Here is a 16,012-nt window from a genome sequence, read left to right as displayed (position 1 = left end):
ACAAATCGGCATGGGCAACGTCTCTCGGGCGATGTCCGGCTCGAGATCACAGAAGACTTGCTACGCTGCCCTTGGCGGGCGGCGCTACCCGGTTGCTGTCCCTCGGCCGGCACCGTGTCCAGGAAAGCCGGGAGGAACTGGCGAATGAAGACGATTGTCACATTGACTCTGAACCCGTCGATCGACGGCTCCGCCGAGGCGGACATCGTGCGACCGGTTCACAAGATTCGAACGTCCGATGAACGCTATGATCCTGGTGGGGGCGGGATCAATGTGGCTCGGGTCATCAGGGAGCTGGGTGGCCCTGTACTTGCGATGTATCTGGCCGGCGGCGCGACCGGCGGTGTGCTCGACGACCTTCTCGATACCGCATTGATCGCACACCGTCGTGTACCGATCGCGGACCATACCCGCATCAGTCACGCAGTCTTTGAACGTTCGAGCGGCGAGGAATATCGCTTCGTCCCCGCGGGCCCGCTCGTGATGGAGTGGGAATGGCGCGCAATCCTGGAGGCCCTCGAAGATATCGATTGCGAATACCTCGTCGCCAGCGGCAGCTTGCCGCGTGCTGTTCCCGACGATTTCTATGAGACCGTAGCTGCCCTGGCGCACCGCAAGGGAATTCGACTGGTTCTCGATACGTCGGGAAGCGCGCTTCGTGCCGGGCTTGTTCGCGGCGTCCACCTGGTGAAGCCCAGCCTTGGCGAACTCGAGGCGCTGGTCGGACGCAGGCTCGCCGACGGCGCGGCACAAGAGGCGGCGGCCAGGGAACTCATTGATGCTGGTTCGGCAGAGATGGTGGCCCTGACGCTTGGGCGCGACGGTGCGCTGCTCGTGACCGCTCAAGCCGCGCTACGTCAGCCGGCGCTCGACGTGGTCGCGAAGAGCGCGGTCGGCGCTGGCGACAGCTTCGTCGCGGCGATGACACTCGCTTTGGCGCAGGGCCGCGATGAGCAAGATGCCTTCGCCTACGGCATGGCGGCAGGCGCTGCCGCCGTACTGTCGCCTGGCACTGGCCTGTGCCGCCGTGAAGATGTCGAGCGGCTTTACGGCGAACTGAGCAGGCAAATTCCGCCTCGGCCGTGAGCGCACCGGAAAGTCGAACAACGGAAAAGACAAACCAATGTTGGCGCTCGTTGGAGCGAACCCGGTAGGGCGCCCGGCCGGCCGACTTAGATGCGCGGCGTTGACATAGCTCAATGCCGGCCGAGGCATTCGCGTGTCAGGTGCCCCAGATGGCGACCGGGCCATCGGATATGTCGGTGCCGCTTCAGTGAGAAAAGCTTCTGCAAGAAACCCCAATCGTGCTGCAAGCTTGCGCCGCTTGGTTCTCTGCCTGTTGCTGGCGCTCGGCCTGAACTTTCTTCATCTCGATGCGGCCGTGTTCGCGGCTCCGGTCGCGCCATCCACGTCGCAAGTAGCCGAACTGGAAGAGCATTGCACGACCGGCGCACTTCACAAACAGTCCCCTGCAACCGCTGACCATTGCCGCTCGTCGATCTGCTGCGCGGTTCTGCCCGATAGCACCTTGTCTCGTCGCGCCGCACCGACAACCGGAGCATGGTCGATCGGGCCAGCGGACGCTTTTGATCCTGCACTCCTCGAACAAGAGATCCCACCGCCCCGGCTCACCGCGTAAATCCGGCTTTTCGCGGTGGGTACACGCGGGTCCTTTGCGATCCGAACCCCCCTTTTGATTTCCTCTCGGCATGGAGGTCTTACTATGCCAACCTTAACACATAACGGGTCATTCAGACCCTCGTCTGCGCTCGGCGAGGACGCCGTCATCCAACGACTGACCGAATGCCGCGCCGAATTCATGCGGTACTTCCAACGGCGGCTGAGTCGTACCGAGGAAGCGGAAGATGCGTTTCAGGATTTCTGCGTCAAAGTCCTTCGGGCCGCCCGGGAACCGCAGGACAACGGGAAGGTGGACGCCTGGCTTCGCCGGGTCCTGCGCAATTCGCTTATTGACCACTATCGGCGGCGCGCGGCGCGGCAGCGGGGCAGGGATGCCTATGAAGCCGAGCCCCGGGAAACGGCGGATACTCCCGAAACGGACTACGATGAAAATCCATGCACTTGCGTTCAGGACGCCTTGCCGGCGCTTCGCTCGGATTACGCCGAGATCATTCGGCGCGTCGATCTCGAAGGAGAACCGCGAGAAACTATTTCGGCTGATCTCGGGCTCACGTCCAACAATATCGGAGTGCGCCTGCACAGGGCGCGTAGGGCGATGAAGGATCAGATCGAAAAGCGCTGTTCCACCTGCCATTTCAGGAACTCCGGCGACTGCGACTGCCGTCCTATAGCGCACGGGGCGCACCGGAACAGCGAACACGATGGTCTGAAAGGAGCTGCCATTGCGGCGTCCTTCTTCTGAATTGCGCGGCACCTGTTGTCCGTTGTGCGAGACAGGAGAGGATTGGAAGCATGGCACGCCATGGCAGGGCCAGGAAGGAGTGGAGTGATCGTTTGAATATCAAACGCCCTCGCATCGTCAGAAGAGCAGTCAATCACATCGGGATTCTAACCAAGATCACTTCCCCAATGGATCAGACTGCTCCTCTGGCACGCGCCGGTTCTCCTGACAGAGGGTGATCCCGGCAAGGCGCGGTATCGGTGCGGGCGGAGGCGTTCTGGCAATTCCGAGGGCATTCTGGCCGTGCGGCTTGGATCGCCCGCCTGGTGTTCGTGGTGCGCCGGATGCGAGAGTGCACTGCATCGGCCACCAGCGAGCCCGAGGGCGGTCCGATCGGTAGCGCCGTGGCGTCAGGGGGTCACGTCACCGCGGCTCAAGGGCCGCAGGGATTCGGCAGGTATATTCGTCGAGGCGCAGGCCCCTCAAAGGTCAGGCCCAAGCTTCACTTCCGTTAAGGCGCACTCGCATCAATCGAGGTCTGAAAAGCCTTTGTAGGCAGGCTTGCCTGTAACAACCGCTAGGCCACTGCGTCGATAATGGCTGGAGACCCACATTGACGCATGACGACCCATTGCCGGATGATGATCCGGACATCGCCGCCCGGGCAGCGGATGCTGCAGTTCGCCGCGCGCTCGTCGAAGGGCACCGGCAGATTCTAGGTTTTCTTCGCCGGCGACTGGGCAGCGGGGAGGAGGCCGAGGAGGTCCTGCAGATGTTCATGCTGCGCGCTGTCGAGCGGTCTGCTGACCTGCGCGATGTGCGCAGCGTTCGTGGCTGGCTCAGCCGTATTCTCGCCACGACAATCGTTGATCACCAGCGTCGAGCCGGCAAACGGCGTAAACGGGAGGAAATCGTGGATCCCGTCGATCTCGAGCAACTGTCGATCGAACCGGATGACGAGCTCGAAGAGGCGATCTGCAATTGTCTTTACAAGCTCTTGCCGACTCTCAAGCCGGAATATGCCGAGGTGATCTGGCGCATAGACTTGCTAGAAGAACCACGGGACCGGGTGGCGGCGAGCCTTGGTGTCAGTTTGAACAATATCACCGTCAGGCTGCATCGCGGTCGTCAGGCGCTCAAGAAGCGGCTGGAAGAAATGTGCATGACCTGTCCGGTTCATGGTTTCCTCGACTGTCGATGTGACGAGGCAGAGCGATGGCGCCGCCGCCGCGAGCAACTGGGCGGGCGCGCCGAGATATAGTGGCCGCACCGTCAAATCGACCTGGACGGCAGATCGGGTGGGTAACCGTTGAAGTCAGGAGCTGGTCCTGACCTGACGGCCCGGCAGTTTAGAAACCTTGGCTGAGGTCCTCAAGCGCAGACAGGTTGGAGAGATGGACGATGCCAGCTTCGCGAAGTTCTATGAACCCACCCTTTTTCAGTTGGGTGAAGGTACGGCTTACGGTTTCTACCGTGAGACCGAGATAGTCGGCGATATCGGTCCGGGTCATGGGCAGTATGACAGGATCAGTGGTTCCTCCGGAGCGCGCGGCGCGGCGGGATAGCATGAGGAGGAATGTGGAGACCCGTTCGCGCGCGGTCTTGCGGCCGAGCAGCACCATCTGGTCCTGTGCGGCCGCAAGTTCGTTGGATGCTATCCCGAGAAGCCGCCGCTCGATGCCCGGAAAGTCCGTCAGCAAGGCAGCGAACTGCTTGCGGGGAAATCGGCAACATCGCACCCGCGTGACTGCCTCTGCACTGCAGCCGTATCTTTCCAGGAAAGAGAGCCCGAGGAAGTCACCGGCCAACAGAAAACCGGTAATCTGTTGCCGGCCATCGGGTAACAGCTTGTAGACCTTTACCGTACCGTCGGTGACATTGAAAAGGTGGTCTGCCGGGTCGCCTTCGGTCACGAAAATCTGATGCCGAGCAATGTCCTGCACGCTGGTAATCGCGGCAAGTCGGTCAAGATCGCAATCGTCGATCGCATCGCATACACTGAGGACGCGCGCGGCACATGCAGCGCAGGGTTCCGGCAAGGGCTCCTTTCCGGACGAGAGTGATTGTACTTGCTGTGCGCATGCGCTCTTCATGGACTTCCTTCGTCCACCAATTTGTAGCTTAACCATTGAGACACATCAAGGAACTCCGCGATCCCCGCATTATCAACTGCTGCGGTGATGGAGTTGTGAATGCCGCACGAGATGAATTTCGGGAATCCGATCAGCGTCGCCCCGCTCCGGGGCACGCAAATCGGCCAGGCGTTTCCTCTTGTGCGAGAAGTCGCACCCAGTTTGATGTTCGAGCAATGGATCCGGATTGCCAGTCCCCTGACAAGGGAAGATAAATTCGACAGACGCGGGATTCTCGCAGCGACAGTCGCTTCTGGCCACCTTTATGGGCTGTGCCTGTACCGAGTCGAACCGCTTAAGAGTCCCAAGCCCCTTGTAGCACATTATCTCGCAGCGTTCGGCATCGGTCAGCAGGCGCCGGTCGCCCGGTCTCTGGTCGCTGCCATTGACAGCCTCGCGTTCCGGCTTGGCTGCGAAATCATACAGACCAGCGTTGCCTCATCACAGCGGAGCGTACGCGCCTGTCTCGAGGCGGCAGGTCATCGTATCCGCCAGGTAGAATTTTCCAAGTATATTGGAGATCCGGAGGATGACCAAATGCCGGCACGATACACCGATCTATCATGGCTCGAACAGTGGCGCCGGGGCGACGATATCTCCTCCGCGGCAAAGCGAGGATAAGCGCGGTCCTCACTCGCCGCTCCTGACCTTTCGCTAAGACGCCTCTGTAACAATGCCGGTGCTCGCGCGTCTCTCTCGAGGTCAGCCCGCCGGTTTTGATGGCGAGCCGGCTAGGCGGTTTTTCGAGAGAGGAGGTTGGCATCAGGATGGAATGGCTGCGGCGCGATGCACGGATGCATGCGATAGCTCTCGGTGGACGCGCGCGGCAAGGGGACGCGCGGCGCTTCCCTGCCGTACGAGTTCTTACAGCCCGGAAAGCGCGACTCGGCAATTGCGAGCAGAGGCAATCCATTCTTGGTCCGCGCTCATCGCCCCGCGACTGCGACATCAAGCCTCGCATTGATCCTGTCGGAAGCACCGGATACCAGGGTCGACTCTACGAGACTGCCGCCGCCGGCAACCGTTCGTCCGCGCGATTTCCCAGGGGCCAGTGGCCGGCGCGCGGGCACTTCTCGAAAGCCGCGCTATGAGCGCGAGAGTCCGATTGCGGGCATCATGATCGGTCGGCTTCTCCACATTGGCGCACGGGCTACAGGTCTGCTCGGCCTCGCTGCCTATGAGCGATTGCGCCGCACACCGCCCGATCGCTCGTGCTTGCCACGCCGCGCCCGCATTTCGCTTGAACGGCTCGGTCCGACATTCGTCAAGCTCGGGCAGACATTGAGCTTGCGCCGGGATTTGTTGTCCGAGCGGTGGCTCGATGAACTGAGGCGGCTGCAGGATAATGTCGAGCCTTTTCCAGGTGCTGAGGCGCAACAGGCGGTCGAGGAAGCCTTTGGCCAGTCGACCGAGCAACTCTTTGCGGCTTTCGAGACCAAACCTTTGGCGGCCGCGTCCATTGCGCAGGTCCACCGCGCCCGTCTGCACAACGGGCGTGCGGTCATCGTCAAGATTCGCCGGCCCGCAATCCGCGCCCGCATCGACCGCGACATGCGTGCGCTGGTCGCTACCACGCGGTTACTCATAATCATTGCCCCCCGACTTGAGCGCCTTCAACCGCTCCGTCTCGTCGACGAAATATGGGCTAATCTGCGCAAGGAAACCGATTTCCGGCAAGAGGCACGCAACATCCGCCGTTTCAACGAGGCCTTTCGCGACTGGCCGTCGCTCTCTATCCCCAATGTAATTGACGACCTTCAAACCGAGACCGTTCTGGTCCAGGAAATGAGCGGTGGGACGGGGATTGCAGACCCTTCGGTTGATGGCCCTCGCCTGGCGGAAGTACTTGTCGACGCCTACCTTAACCAGTTCTTCGTCATCGGGCTCTTCCACGGCGATCCACACCCCGGCAATTTATTCGTCACGCCTGATGGAAGACTGTGCTTCCACGACTTTGGTCTGACAGGATATCTCGATAACCGTACACGCCGCGCGCTCGCGTTTTTCCTTCAGGCCTTCGTAAGTGGCGACCCGCTGTGGCTGCTGGATTCAGCGATCGACCTGGGGCTGCTCCATGAGGTCGATGACCGATCCGCGTTTATCAGGGGCATCGACGAAATACTCGCCGACTATGCGTCACTGCCATTGAAAGACTGGTCGCTTGCCGAGGCGGTCCTGCGGGTTGCGCATCTGGGTCCTGACGACAAGGTTATGTTGCCGCAAAACCTCGTGGTTCTGATCCGGACCCTATTCCTTATCGAGAGCGCTCTGCGTACGCTCGATCCGGACCTCAAAATCCTCGATACGCTGCTGGCGCGCGGTCGCGACGTGATGAAAGGTCTCCTGAGTGATGAGACGGGCAATGGTGGCCGCGCTCGTTTGAAGGCAGAAGCCGCGCTGGCAGCCCATGACTTGCCCGGCGTGCTCGCGGCCTTTCTCCGGCGCCTGCAGAGCGATGGCTTCCACCCCGCCATAATTGTCCGGCACGAGGGACTGGAAACCATCGAAGCTCACCTCGACAGGACCGGCAACCGGCTCGCCTTGGCGCTCGTGACCCTGGGCCTCTACATCGCGGCGTCCCTTTTGATGCTGCACAGCGCCGGGCCACGGGTGCTGGGCAACGTCCCGCTGCTCGCGCTCCTCGGCTATTTATTGGCGTTGGGGTTATCATTCCGACTGGTCGGGGCGGTCGGGCGGTCAGGCCGGCTATAGAAGGATCGACCGATGGACAGCCAGCGAGAATCAATCAACCTGAGGAGAATGACGTGAATGGAAATCGAAAGATCCGCGTAGCCGTCAACGGTTATGGTGTCATCGGCAAACGGGTGGCCGACGCGGTTGCCCGGCAGGGCGATATGGAACTCGCAGGGGTTTCCGACATCAACGCCGACTGGCGCTCACGCATGGTGACGCAAAAGGGCTATCAGCTATTTGGTGCGGCGAAAGAACAGGCCGACCTCATGCGTGAAGCCGGACTCGATGTGAGCGGAACGCTTGAGGATCTGCTCGCAGCAGCCGACCTGGTCGTCGATTGCACGCCGAAGCACGTAGCGGCCAAGAATGTCGAAATCTACCGGCAGGTGGGTATCAAATTCATCGTTCAGGGCGGCGAGAAGCATACGGTCACCGGGCATTCGTTCGTAGCCGAGTCGAGTTACGTGGGCGCGCTCGATCGGGAAAGCACCCGCGTTGTCTCCTGCAACACGACCTCGATTGTCCGGACGTTGAGCGCGCTGAAAAATGCCGGCCTGCTCCGCCGGGCCCGGGGTACGTTGCTGCGCCGCGCCACCGACCCGTGGGAGAGTCATCTCGGCGGAATCATGAATACGCTGGTTCCGGAACCCGAAATTCCTAGCCATCAGGGGCCTGATGCCAAGAGCGTCGATCCCGAGCTCGATGTCGTCACGATGGCGGTAAAGGTGCCCGAAACCCTGGCGCACCTGCACTACTGGGCGGTGCAACTGACCCGCCCGGCGGAAAAGGAAGAGGTCCTCGAGGCCTTTCGTTCGTCAAGCCGCATCGCGCTCATCCGCATGGCAGATGGACTGACGGCCATCAACACCGTGAAGGAGCTGATGGCGGATCTCGGCCGGCCCCATGACAACCTCTACGAAGTAGCCCTGTGGTCGGACATGCTGAAGGTGGAAGGGGATGAACTCTTCTACGGCTACATGGTCGATAACCAGGCGATCGTCATTCCTGAAACGATCGACGCAATAAGGGCTCTGGTCGGGCAAATTCGTGATCCGAATGAGTCCATAGCCAGGACCAATACCGCGCTTGGTATCGGGACCATCGCTAAAGCTCTGGGAGATCAATGATGAAGATGAAACACATTATGACACCCTCGGTCATTTCGGTTACGCCTGAGACACCGATCCCGGAGGTTGCCCGGCTCCTTCTTGAGCGGCATATCAGTGCCGTGCCGGTGATCGATACGAACGGCGAGCTCAGGGGCATTGTTAGCGAAGGGGACCTGCTGCGCAGGACCGAGGACGGTAGCCATCCGCACGGTTCCTGGTGGTTGAGACATTTCTCCAAAAGGGGGGCAAGCGCGGCGGATTATGTGAAGGCACGCGGGCGTTTCGCCGCAGACGTGATGACGCCCGGAGTAGTTACCGTCACGGAGGATTCCCTGAGCAGCGAAGTGGCACACCTGCTGGAAACCCAGAGGATCAAGCGTGTTCCGGTCATGCGCGAGGACAAAGTAGTCGGCATTGTCAGTCGCGCCGATCTTATACGCGGTCTGGCCGCGGGCAAAGACATGGCGTCTCCCTCCGTGTCAGTCGCAGACGAGACAATCCGCGAACAGCTTCTCAAGGAACTCGAGCAAGCGGACTGGGCCCCGTCCTACGGTATCAGCGTGATTGTCGCAGACGGGACCGTGCGTATCTGGGGCCTTGTGGATTCGCAGGATCAAGTGGACGCGCTCCGGGTCGCAGCCGAGAATGTCCCGGGCGTAAAGGGTCTGGAACTGAGCGTCGAATCAATGCCTCCCTATGCCTGGGGGGCTTATGGCTGGGTCGCCTGAAGCCTCTGCCTGAACACGACGCGGGCAAGGGCAAAAATGGTGGATCGCTCCATTGGGGCAGCGGTTCATGCCGGATGCCCTTAACGCGCACCATCGCAGGGGGTTGATCAGGGATATCTGAGCCCGGTGCCGACACTAGCGTTATGCCGTGATGCTAGGTCCCGGAGCATGACCGAAGCGAGCAAAAGTTTGATGTTCCGACGGCGGTGTTCGCCGGCCCGAATCCATCCGGGCGCCGATCAGGGGCGCGGTAAGGGCCCGTAGCGGACTTGGCTGCTGGCTCTGTGCACTGGAGAAGGTCTGAACTTTACCGTTCCCCAACCAGATTACGCGGCTCGCCGCGCCCGAACGCCTCGATATTCTCCACGGTGGTTTCGATGATCCGCCGAACGGCGCTTTGCGTATTATAGGCATTATGGGGCGTCACAATCACGTTCGGGAACCGCAGCAAGACGTGATTGGCGACGAGCGCCTTGAGGTCGTAGCCATCGCTCGACGCTCCCCGAAAAATCTGCGCCTCCTCGCGCACGAGAGGCTCCTGTGGCAATACGTCAAGTCCCGCCGCCCGAACCTTGCCGTCCGCCAGAGCTCGTACCAGCGCAGGCACATCGACAACGTTGCCCCGCGCAGTGTTGATCAGGAGTGCGCCGGGCTTCATCAGGTCGAATTCACGGTCGGAAATTAGACTCGCGGTTCCCGGCGTTGCCGGTACGTGGAGCGTGATTACATCCGCATCTGCGAGAACTTCATCTAAATCGGCATAGCGAAACCCGAATTGTGTTGCCGCGTCTTCATCCGGATAGAGATCGTAGGCCACGACATTCATGCCGAACCCGCCAGCGATCTCGATCGCGCGGCGGCCTATTCGTCCGGTTCCGATGACGCCGAGCGTCTTGCCACGCAGTTCGAAGCCGCGCAGCCCGGCTTGCGAGAAGTCGCCGCGGCGTGTGCGCTCCACCGCCTCGACCAGATTGCGGGCGACGGCCAGGAGCAGGGCGAAGGCATGCTCCGCCACGGTCGAATCGCCATAGTCGGGTACGTTCGCGACCGCGACACCGTGCGCCTTGCACCAGTCCAAATCGACATGATCGTATCCGGTAGACCGGGTTGCGATCAGCTTGAGACGGGGGAACTGGGTCAGTACGTCGGCGCCGAGCTGTGAGTTCACGAAGGTGCTTACGACTTCTGCCGACGTGAAGAGGGTGGCGGTTTGCGGGTCGAGGCGCTGGCGAGTGCATTCGACCTCGTGCTCGGGTTCAAGCCTCAGACACGCCTGGTGCTCCCACTCTTCCGTCTCGAACACGACGACCTTCATCGAGAAGCATCCGGCTCGGAGGTTGCTCGCGGCGCGGTCTTCAAACTCTGCTCGACTTGGGCAACGTTGCGAAGCGTAGAGACAAAGCTGTCGGGGTTGAGCGAGATCGAATCGATGCCTTCTTCAACCAGAAAAGCGGCGTATTCGGGATAGTTGCTGGGGGCCTGGCCGCAGATCCCGATCTTGATGCCGGCGGCGTGCGCCTGGACGATGGCTTCGCGAATCGCACGCTTTACCGCTTCATTGCGCTCATCGAACAGGGCGGCGAGATCGCCCGAGTCCCGATCGACCCCGAGCACGAGTTGCGTGAGGTCATTGGAACCAATCGAAAATCCGTCGAAGCGCTGCGCGAACTCTTCGGCAAGGAAGACGTTGGCGGGAATCTCGCACATCATGTAGATTTCGAGGCCGTCCCGGCCCCGCTCGAGTCCGTTCTCTTTCATCACGGCAAGCACGCGATCAGCCTCCTCGAGCGTGCGGCAGAATGGCACCATGACGACAACGTTCTCGAGACCGATCCTTTCGCGCACCGTCTTCAGCGCACGGCATTCCAGTGCAAAACCCTCGCGATAGCGCGCGTCGTAGTAGCGCGAAGCACCGCGCCATCCGAGCATCGGATTTTCCTCTTCCGGTTCGAAAACGCTGCCGCCGAGGAGGTGGGCATATTCATTGGATTTGAAGTCGCTCAAGCGAACGATCACGGGGTGCGGGTGGTAGGGCGCTGCGAGCTTGGCAATTCCCAGCGCGAGCGTCTCGACGAAGAAGTCCACTGGGTCATCGTAGCCGCGCGTGCGCTGGCGGATCTCTCGCCGCGCCGCTGGATCGGTCACGTGGTCGGGATGGATCAGCGCCATCGGATGGATCTTGATCAGATTGTTGATGATGAACTCCATCCGCGCAAGGCCAACTCCGCGCGCAGGCAGGCGCCACCAGCGGAATGCGGCGGCAGGGCTGGCGATATTCACCATCATCGCGGTTCGGGTTTCGGGCAGGTCGGAAACATCCACCTGCGATGACTCGAATTCCAGGATGCCTTCGTAGACCACGCCCCGATCACCTTCCGCGCAGGAAAGCGTGATTTCCTGCCCGTCAAGCAGCAGTTCGGTGCCGCGGCCCGTGCCGACGATGGCGGGCACTCCCAGTTCGCGGCTGACGATGGCGGCGTGGCTGGTCGTGCCGCCATGATCGGTGATGATTCCGGCGGCCTTCTTCATGATCGGGACCCAGTCGGGGTCCGTCATGCCGGTCACGAGGATGGCTCCGTCGCGGAAGGTGTCGATGTCGGCGGCGCTGCGAATGGCGCAGACTTGACCTGAGGCAATCGCTTCACCGATCGCCGAGCCGGTGATGATCGGCTTTCCCTTCGTCTTCAGGCGGTAGCTCTTGATTTGGCCGGTTTGCCGGGACGACTGCACCGTCTCGGGCCGCGCCTGAACCATGTAGAGTTCGCCGGTCTCTCCGTCCTTGGCCCATTCCATGTCCATCGGCCGGCCGTAGTGTTCCTCGATCGTCGCGGCCCATCGGCCGAGCTCCAGAATTTCCGCTTCGCTGAGAACGAAGGCCTGGCGCTCCTTCTGGGTGGTTGCAACCGTCGTCGTGCGCTCGCTCCCGCCGGTCGCGTAGATCATCTTGGTCTCTTTGGCGCCGAGCGTCTTCTCGATGATCGGGGTGTAGCGCCGGTCGTCGAGCAAGGGCTTGAAGACGAGATATTTGTCGGGATCGACCGCGCCCTGCACGACGGTTTCGCCAAGACCCCATGCGGCGCTGATCACGGCGACGCCGGGAAATCCGGTTTCCGTATCGATCGAAAACATGACTCCCGAGCCTGCCAGGTCGGAGCGTACCATCCGCTGGACGCCGATCGACAGCGCGACTTCCAGATGATCGAACCCCTGGGTTTCACGGTAGCTGATCGCCCGGTCGGTAAACAGCGAGGCGTAGCACCGCCGGCAGGCGTCGAGCAGCGCGCGCTCACCGCGCACATTGAGAAAGGTTTCCTGCTGACCGGCGAAGCTCGCCTGGGGCAAGTCTTCAGCAGTTGCGCTAGAGCGCACAGCAACACTGATCTCGTCCTGGCCGCTGCGGCGGGAAAGCTCGCGATATGCGTCCCGGATTTCTGTGGCGATCGCCTCCGGGAATTCTCCGTCGAGAAAATGCCGGCGGATTGTTTCACCCGTTTCATGCAACGAGGCCTTTTCGCTTTGCAATGCCGCAATGCTGGCACGCAGATCCGGCTCGATTTGGTTGGCAGCCACATATTCACGAAAGGCCGCGGCGGTCGTCGCGAAGCCGCCCGGCACACGCACGCCCTTTTCCTCGAGTGTGCGTACCATCTCGCCAAGCGAGGCGTTCTTGCCGCCGACGATGGGAACGTCGCCCACGTTCAGGGACTCAAACCAGGCTATGCGTTTTTCCGTCATCGCTGCGCTCCTTGTGCACTCACGCCTGATATAAACCCTGTTGCCGACTATCTGCCGCGACGTGATTTACGACAGCGAACCAATGACCGCTCTTGCGGCCGCGCCGGCCAAAGACAGACTATCAGTATGTCCCGGAAGGGACGCAGGGCAGCACCCGATCTTACAGTACCGCGTGGTGCGGGTCCCCCGGGAAACTCGGCCAACGGATTTCCATGCTGCTGCCAGACTCGTCATTCAGACGCGGAGTTCGGTGCGCTCGCAAGCGATTTGGGAGGGCGTTCTGGTAAGGATCGGCCCGCTGCGACGTCTCTTTGTCGATACGAGCAATGATGAAAGACGTTACGAAGACGGTGGCGCAATTTGGACGCGGATCGGTCGGCGGACGACTTTCGGAATGTGCTGGGGCCGTGCCGCTGCCGGACGGTTGAAAGATCGCAGGACAAAGGCTGAGTAGGCCGATCGCCGAAGGCCGCGGCCATTGAATTTGTTTGCTGGACGAGGAGACATCGAATGAGGCGAACCATTGCTGCTCTGTCGGCGCAGGAGAGTCTTGATTCGCGCGGTTGGCCCACGGTCAAGGTGACAGTCCGTCTGGAGGGCGGTATCGCCGCAAGCGCGTCGGTGCCCTCGGGAGCATCGACTGGCCAGTTCGAGGCCCACGAGCTTCGCGACGGCGATGCGGCGCGGTATGCCGGTCGCGGGGTCCTGAAGGCGGTCGCAAATGTCGAACGCGAAATCGCGGGCGCCCTCATCGGTGTGGATGTTGTCCGGCAGCCGGAAATTGATCGGTTGATGTGTGAACTCGACGGAACCGAGAACAAGGCGCGGCTCGGCGCAAACGCCGTTCTAGGCGTTTCGCTGGCGGTCGCTCGGGCCGCTGCTCAGGCGATGGGATTGCCGCTCTACCAGTACCTCGGGGGTTCCACCGCCCGGCGTCTCCCGGTCCCCATGATGAACATTATCAATGGCGGCAAGCATGCCGCCAATGGGCTCCAGATGCAGGAGTTCATGATCGTACCGCATGGTGCCCCGACATACGGCGAAGCGCTGCGCTATGGTTCGGAAACCTATCATGTCCTGAGGGAGCTTCTGGAAGAGAAGGGTCTGGGTGTGGGGGTTGGTGATGAAGGCGGGTTCGCGCCCCATCTGAAAGACGAGCGTCAAGCGCTCGAGCTGATCGTCCGTGCAATTGAGGTGGCAGGCTATGAACCAGGCCGTCAAATTGCCATCGCGCTGGATCCCGCAGCGACCTCCTTCGTCAAGGACGGCGGTTATGTTCTGCCCGGGCTTGGCAGAGCGCATATGACCAGTGACGAACTTCTGGCCGTCTACACTGACTGGATCGCCGCATTTCCGATCGTGTCGATCGAGGATGGTTTCGGCGAACAGGACTGGCCCGCCTTTGTAAAGCAGACCCTGGCGATGGGAGACCACATCCAGATCGTCGGCGATGACCTGTATGTCACCAATTCGCGTTTCATCCAGCGGGGCATTGATGACAAAGCCACGAACGCTGTTTTGATCAAGCCCAACCAGATCGGCACGGTGACCGAAACGGTGGCGGCGATCGAACTGTGTCGGCGAGCTGGACTGCGCTACAAATTCTCCCATCGCTCCGGCGAGACAGAAGACGACTTTATCGCAGATTTTGCCGTCGCGATGACCGGTGGTCAGTTCAAGGGCGGAGCGCCGTGTCGAGGTGAACGTCTCGCCAAGTACAATCGCTTGCTGGAAATCGAACACCAACTCGGCGGCGAAGCCATCTTCTCATCGCCATTTGTCGCATGAGCGCCGCCAGGCGTCTGGATTGCCATTGCTGCGCCCTGATGATGCCCGCGAAGCTCGATCGCCTTGAGGCGAGGACTCAGATGCTTGACGATGCGCTTGATCGTGCCATCCTTGCCGGCTGCATCGCGCCCTTCCAGAGTGATCAGCAGCTTGCGGCCACCGGCGATCACCTGGCGTTGCAACGCGCTGAGCCCGATCTCAAGCGCATGGAGTTTCTCGGCGTAGCCGGGCGCAGATCTGTCCTGCTTGTTCTTGCTCATATCGATCTGACATCTCTACTAGGGCTTCGTCCTGGGCCGTTTTAGAATGGGCGGCGCGGTCGGCTTTTGGCCAGATTTGGATCACCTGACCGCGAGCGCGACAGCTTGGGAATAAAACCCGGGACGCGCGCTATGTAGGCTCGATAATCCTGGCCGAAAGCGGCGAGCGCCTCGCGCTCCTCGCTCCGGGCGAGACGCACATACATGACAACCAGGACCGGGAACATCGCCAGCGTTAGGACAGTCGGCCATTGGAACAGGAAGCCGAGCATGACGAGGATGAAGCCGTCATATTGTGGATGCCGGACGTAGGAATAGATACCTTCAGTTGCGAGCTTCTCTTGCTTCTGGGCCCGGTAAAGCCGTGCCCAACCGCTCGATATCATCCAGAAGCCACTGCCGATCAGGATGAAGCTCAGGATATGAAAGGGCCCGAAGTGAGGGTTGGCTTGCCATCCGAACAACTCCTCGAGCAGATGGCCGGCGTCGTGCGAGAACCAGTCCACCTGCGGATAGTTGCTCTGGAGCCAGCCCGAGAGCAGATAGATGGTCAGCGGGAAGCCGTACATCTCCGCGAAAAGTGCGACGAGAAAAGCACTGAAAGCGCTGAATGATCGCCAATCGCGCTTGGTTTGCGGTTTGAAGAAGCTGAACGCGAAGAAAATGAAGATCGCGGAGTTGAGGATCACCAGACCCCAAAGTCCATAGGCGGCGGATGCGTCGCTATGCATGGCAGGTTTCTCCGGAGTTATCGGCGACGGGCGCTGGAATCGGTGACCTTGTGTCCGCTGTGGCGATCGCGGACCGGATTCGCGCCGTTGTTGCTGGTGCGCTGATCATCATCATCACCACCTTGGCCGCCATGACCTCCGTGTCCACCGTGCATGAACATGTGGAGCAGCGGGCAGGCCAGCAAGAGCAAAGCCCAGGGAAGTATGCTGAGCGCGTGAACCCTATGCTCGGTAAGCAGGAAATACCCCGCAATCGCTGCAAAACCGAGGAAGACGATCGGCATCCGCCATCCCCGTCTGTCGGACGCGTGCTTGTGACCTTGCCTCATATCTTGCTCCCACTTTCGGCCTAAGGACGGTAGCCATCAAAGAAAGGAGGCCGCCTCAGCATCATGGACGCGCGATGGCTCCCCAGATTACAGTCCGCTCGGCAGAACAGGCCTTGACTTTATCGACTACCGAGCCGGGGGAAG

The 16,012-nt window shown here is 61.0% G+C and carries 15 protein-coding genes; 9 read left to right on the top strand and 6 right to left on the bottom strand.

What is annotated here, in order from left to right; all coding sequences use genetic code 11:
* Nucleotides 1–144: 144 nt before the first annotated feature.
* The 3 genes from FHS75_RS14925 (at nucleotide 145) to FHS75_RS14915 (ending at nucleotide 3,623) form a co-directional block, all read left to right on the top strand.
* Nucleotides 145–1,086, top strand: coding sequence for a 1-phosphofructokinase family hexose kinase (locus FHS75_RS14925; RefSeq protein WP_179408489.1), 942 nt, complete (start codon nucleotides 145–147; stop codon nucleotides 1,084–1,086).
* 637 nt (nucleotides 1,087–1,723) lie between these two features.
* Nucleotides 1,724–2,383, top strand: coding sequence for an RNA polymerase sigma factor (locus FHS75_RS18280; RefSeq protein WP_179408488.1), 660 nt, complete (start codon nucleotides 1,724–1,726; stop codon nucleotides 2,381–2,383).
* A gap of 592 nt (nucleotides 2,384–2,975) precedes the next feature.
* Entirely contained in the window at nucleotides 2,976–3,623 is a 648-nt protein-coding gene (locus tag FHS75_RS14915; protein WP_066850935.1) for an RNA polymerase sigma factor, read from the top strand.
* An 88-nt stretch (nucleotides 3,624–3,711) separates the two neighbouring features.
* On the opposite strand, the gene FHS75_RS14910 is transcribed toward FHS75_RS14915, so the two are convergent.
* A complete protein-coding gene (locus FHS75_RS14910) occupies nucleotides 3,712–4,455 on the bottom strand; it encodes a Crp/Fnr family transcriptional regulator (protein ID WP_179408487.1) in 744 nt (247 codons plus the stop codon).
* 99 nt (nucleotides 4,456–4,554) lie between these two features.
* Between FHS75_RS14910 and FHS75_RS14905 the strand changes: the two genes are divergently transcribed.
* From FHS75_RS14905 to FHS75_RS14890, 4 genes are all read left to right on the top strand, one after another.
* Nucleotides 4,555–5,115: a hypothetical protein gene (locus FHS75_RS14905; RefSeq protein WP_179408486.1), complete on the top strand. Its 561-nt coding sequence runs from the start codon at nucleotides 4,555–4,557 to the stop codon at nucleotides 5,113–5,115.
* A gap of 495 nt (nucleotides 5,116–5,610) precedes the next feature.
* Nucleotides 5,611–7,206 (top strand): ABC1 kinase family protein, encoded by a 1,596-nt coding sequence (locus FHS75_RS14900; protein ID WP_218845288.1) that lies wholly within the window; start codon nucleotides 5,611–5,613, stop codon nucleotides 7,204–7,206.
* 53 nt (nucleotides 7,207–7,259) lie between these two features.
* Nucleotides 7,260–8,315, top strand: a complete 1,056-nt coding sequence (locus tag FHS75_RS14895; RefSeq protein WP_179408485.1) for a type II glyceraldehyde-3-phosphate dehydrogenase — start codon at nucleotides 7,260–7,262, stop codon at nucleotides 8,313–8,315.
* Nucleotides 8,312–9,025 carry a CBS domain-containing protein gene (locus tag FHS75_RS14890; RefSeq protein WP_218845287.1) on the top strand — a complete coding sequence of 238 codons (714 nt, stop codon included), beginning with the start codon at nucleotides 8,312–8,314 and terminating at the stop codon, nucleotides 9,023–9,025. Before FHS75_RS14895 ends, FHS75_RS14890 begins: the two co-directional genes overlap by 4 nt.
* Before the next feature lie 307 nt (nucleotides 9,026–9,332).
* On the opposite strand, the gene FHS75_RS14885 is transcribed toward FHS75_RS14890, so the two are convergent.
* Together FHS75_RS14885 and ppsA are read right to left on the bottom strand one after the other, a co-directional pair.
* Nucleotides 9,333–10,340: a hydroxyacid dehydrogenase gene (locus tag FHS75_RS14885; RefSeq protein ID WP_179408484.1), complete on the bottom strand. Its 1,008-nt coding sequence runs from the start codon at nucleotides 10,338–10,340 to the stop codon at nucleotides 9,333–9,335.
* A complete protein-coding gene (gene ppsA, locus FHS75_RS14880) occupies nucleotides 10,337–12,760 on the bottom strand; it encodes a phosphoenolpyruvate synthase (RefSeq protein ID WP_179408483.1) in 2,424 nt (807 codons plus the stop codon). The genes FHS75_RS14885 and ppsA overlap by 4 nt, the downstream gene beginning before the upstream one ends.
* 510 nt (nucleotides 12,761–13,270) lie before the next feature.
* Between ppsA and eno the strand changes: the two genes are divergently transcribed.
* Entirely contained in the window at nucleotides 13,271–14,548 is a 1,278-nt protein-coding gene (gene eno / locus FHS75_RS14875) for a phosphopyruvate hydratase (RefSeq protein ID WP_179408482.1), read from the top strand.
* Here the strand turns inward: eno and FHS75_RS17965 are convergent.
* Nucleotides 14,431–14,718: a hypothetical protein gene (locus tag FHS75_RS17965; RefSeq protein ID WP_342356019.1), complete on the bottom strand. Its 288-nt coding sequence runs from the start codon at nucleotides 14,716–14,718 to the stop codon at nucleotides 14,431–14,433. The two genes, eno and FHS75_RS17965, sit on opposite strands and share 118 nt — an antisense overlap.
* On the opposite strand from FHS75_RS17965, the gene FHS75_RS17960 reads away from it, so the two are divergent.
* Nucleotides 14,629–14,853: a hypothetical protein gene (locus FHS75_RS17960; RefSeq protein WP_244959117.1), complete on the top strand. Its 225-nt coding sequence runs from the start codon at nucleotides 14,629–14,631 to the stop codon at nucleotides 14,851–14,853. The two genes, FHS75_RS17965 and FHS75_RS17960, sit on opposite strands and share 90 nt — an antisense overlap.
* Here the strand turns inward: FHS75_RS17960 and FHS75_RS14865 are convergent.
* Nucleotides 14,850–15,539, bottom strand: a complete 690-nt coding sequence (locus tag FHS75_RS14865; RefSeq protein WP_179408481.1) for a methyltransferase family protein — start codon at nucleotides 15,537–15,539, stop codon at nucleotides 14,850–14,852. The two genes, FHS75_RS17960 and FHS75_RS14865, sit on opposite strands and share 4 nt — an antisense overlap.
* A gap of 17 nt (nucleotides 15,540–15,556) precedes the next feature.
* Complete coding sequence (locus FHS75_RS14860) at nucleotides 15,557–15,823, bottom strand: DUF2933 domain-containing protein (protein ID WP_229735667.1); 267 nt, start codon at nucleotides 15,821–15,823, stop codon at nucleotides 15,557–15,559.
* Nucleotides 15,824–16,012: the final 189 nt, after the last annotated feature.

This window comes from Novosphingobium marinum (assembly GCF_013408095.1).
Lineage (GTDB): Bacteria > Pseudomonadota > Alphaproteobacteria > Sphingomonadales > Sphingomonadaceae > Novosphingobium > Novosphingobium marinum.
This window is presented reverse-complemented; position numbering and strand designations above follow the sequence as displayed.

Bases quoted from the DNA above. Each gene is read 5' to 3' on its own strand.
- FHS75_RS14905 (WP_179408486.1), top strand. From the start codon at position 4,555: ATGCCGCACGAGATGAATTTCGGGAATCCGATCAGCGTCGCCCCGCTC.
- FHS75_RS18280 (WP_179408488.1), top strand. From the start codon at position 1,724: ATGCCAACCTTAACACATAACGGGTCATTCAGACCCTCGTCTGCGCTC.
- ppsA (WP_179408483.1), bottom strand. From the start codon at position 12,760: ATGACGGAAAAACGCATAGCCTGGTTTGAGTCCCTGAACGTGGGCGAC.
- FHS75_RS14860 (WP_229735667.1), bottom strand. From the start codon at position 15,823: ATGCCGATCGTCTTCCTCGGTTTTGCAGCGATTGCGGGGTATTTCCTG.
- FHS75_RS14900 (WP_218845288.1), top strand. From the start codon at position 5,611: ATGATCGGTCGGCTTCTCCACATTGGCGCACGGGCTACAGGTCTGCTC.
- eno (WP_179408482.1), top strand. From the start codon at position 13,271: ATGAGGCGAACCATTGCTGCTCTGTCGGCGCAGGAGAGTCTTGATTCG.
- FHS75_RS14865 (WP_179408481.1), bottom strand. From the start codon at position 15,539: ATGCATAGCGACGCATCCGCCGCCTATGGACTTTGGGGTCTGGTGATC.
- FHS75_RS14885 (WP_179408484.1), bottom strand. From the start codon at position 10,340: ATGAAGGTCGTCGTGTTCGAGACGGAAGAGTGGGAGCACCAGGCGTGT.
- FHS75_RS17960 (WP_244959117.1), top strand. From the start codon at position 14,629: ATGCTTGACGATGCGCTTGATCGTGCCATCCTTGCCGGCTGCATCGCG.
- FHS75_RS14925 (WP_179408489.1), top strand. From the start codon at position 145: ATGAAGACGATTGTCACATTGACTCTGAACCCGTCGATCGACGGCTCC.
- FHS75_RS14910 (WP_179408487.1), bottom strand. From the start codon at position 4,455: ATGAAGAGCGCATGCGCACAGCAAGTACAATCACTCTCGTCCGGAAAG.
- FHS75_RS14890 (WP_218845287.1), top strand. From the start codon at position 8,312: ATGATGAAGATGAAACACATTATGACACCCTCGGTCATTTCGGTTACG.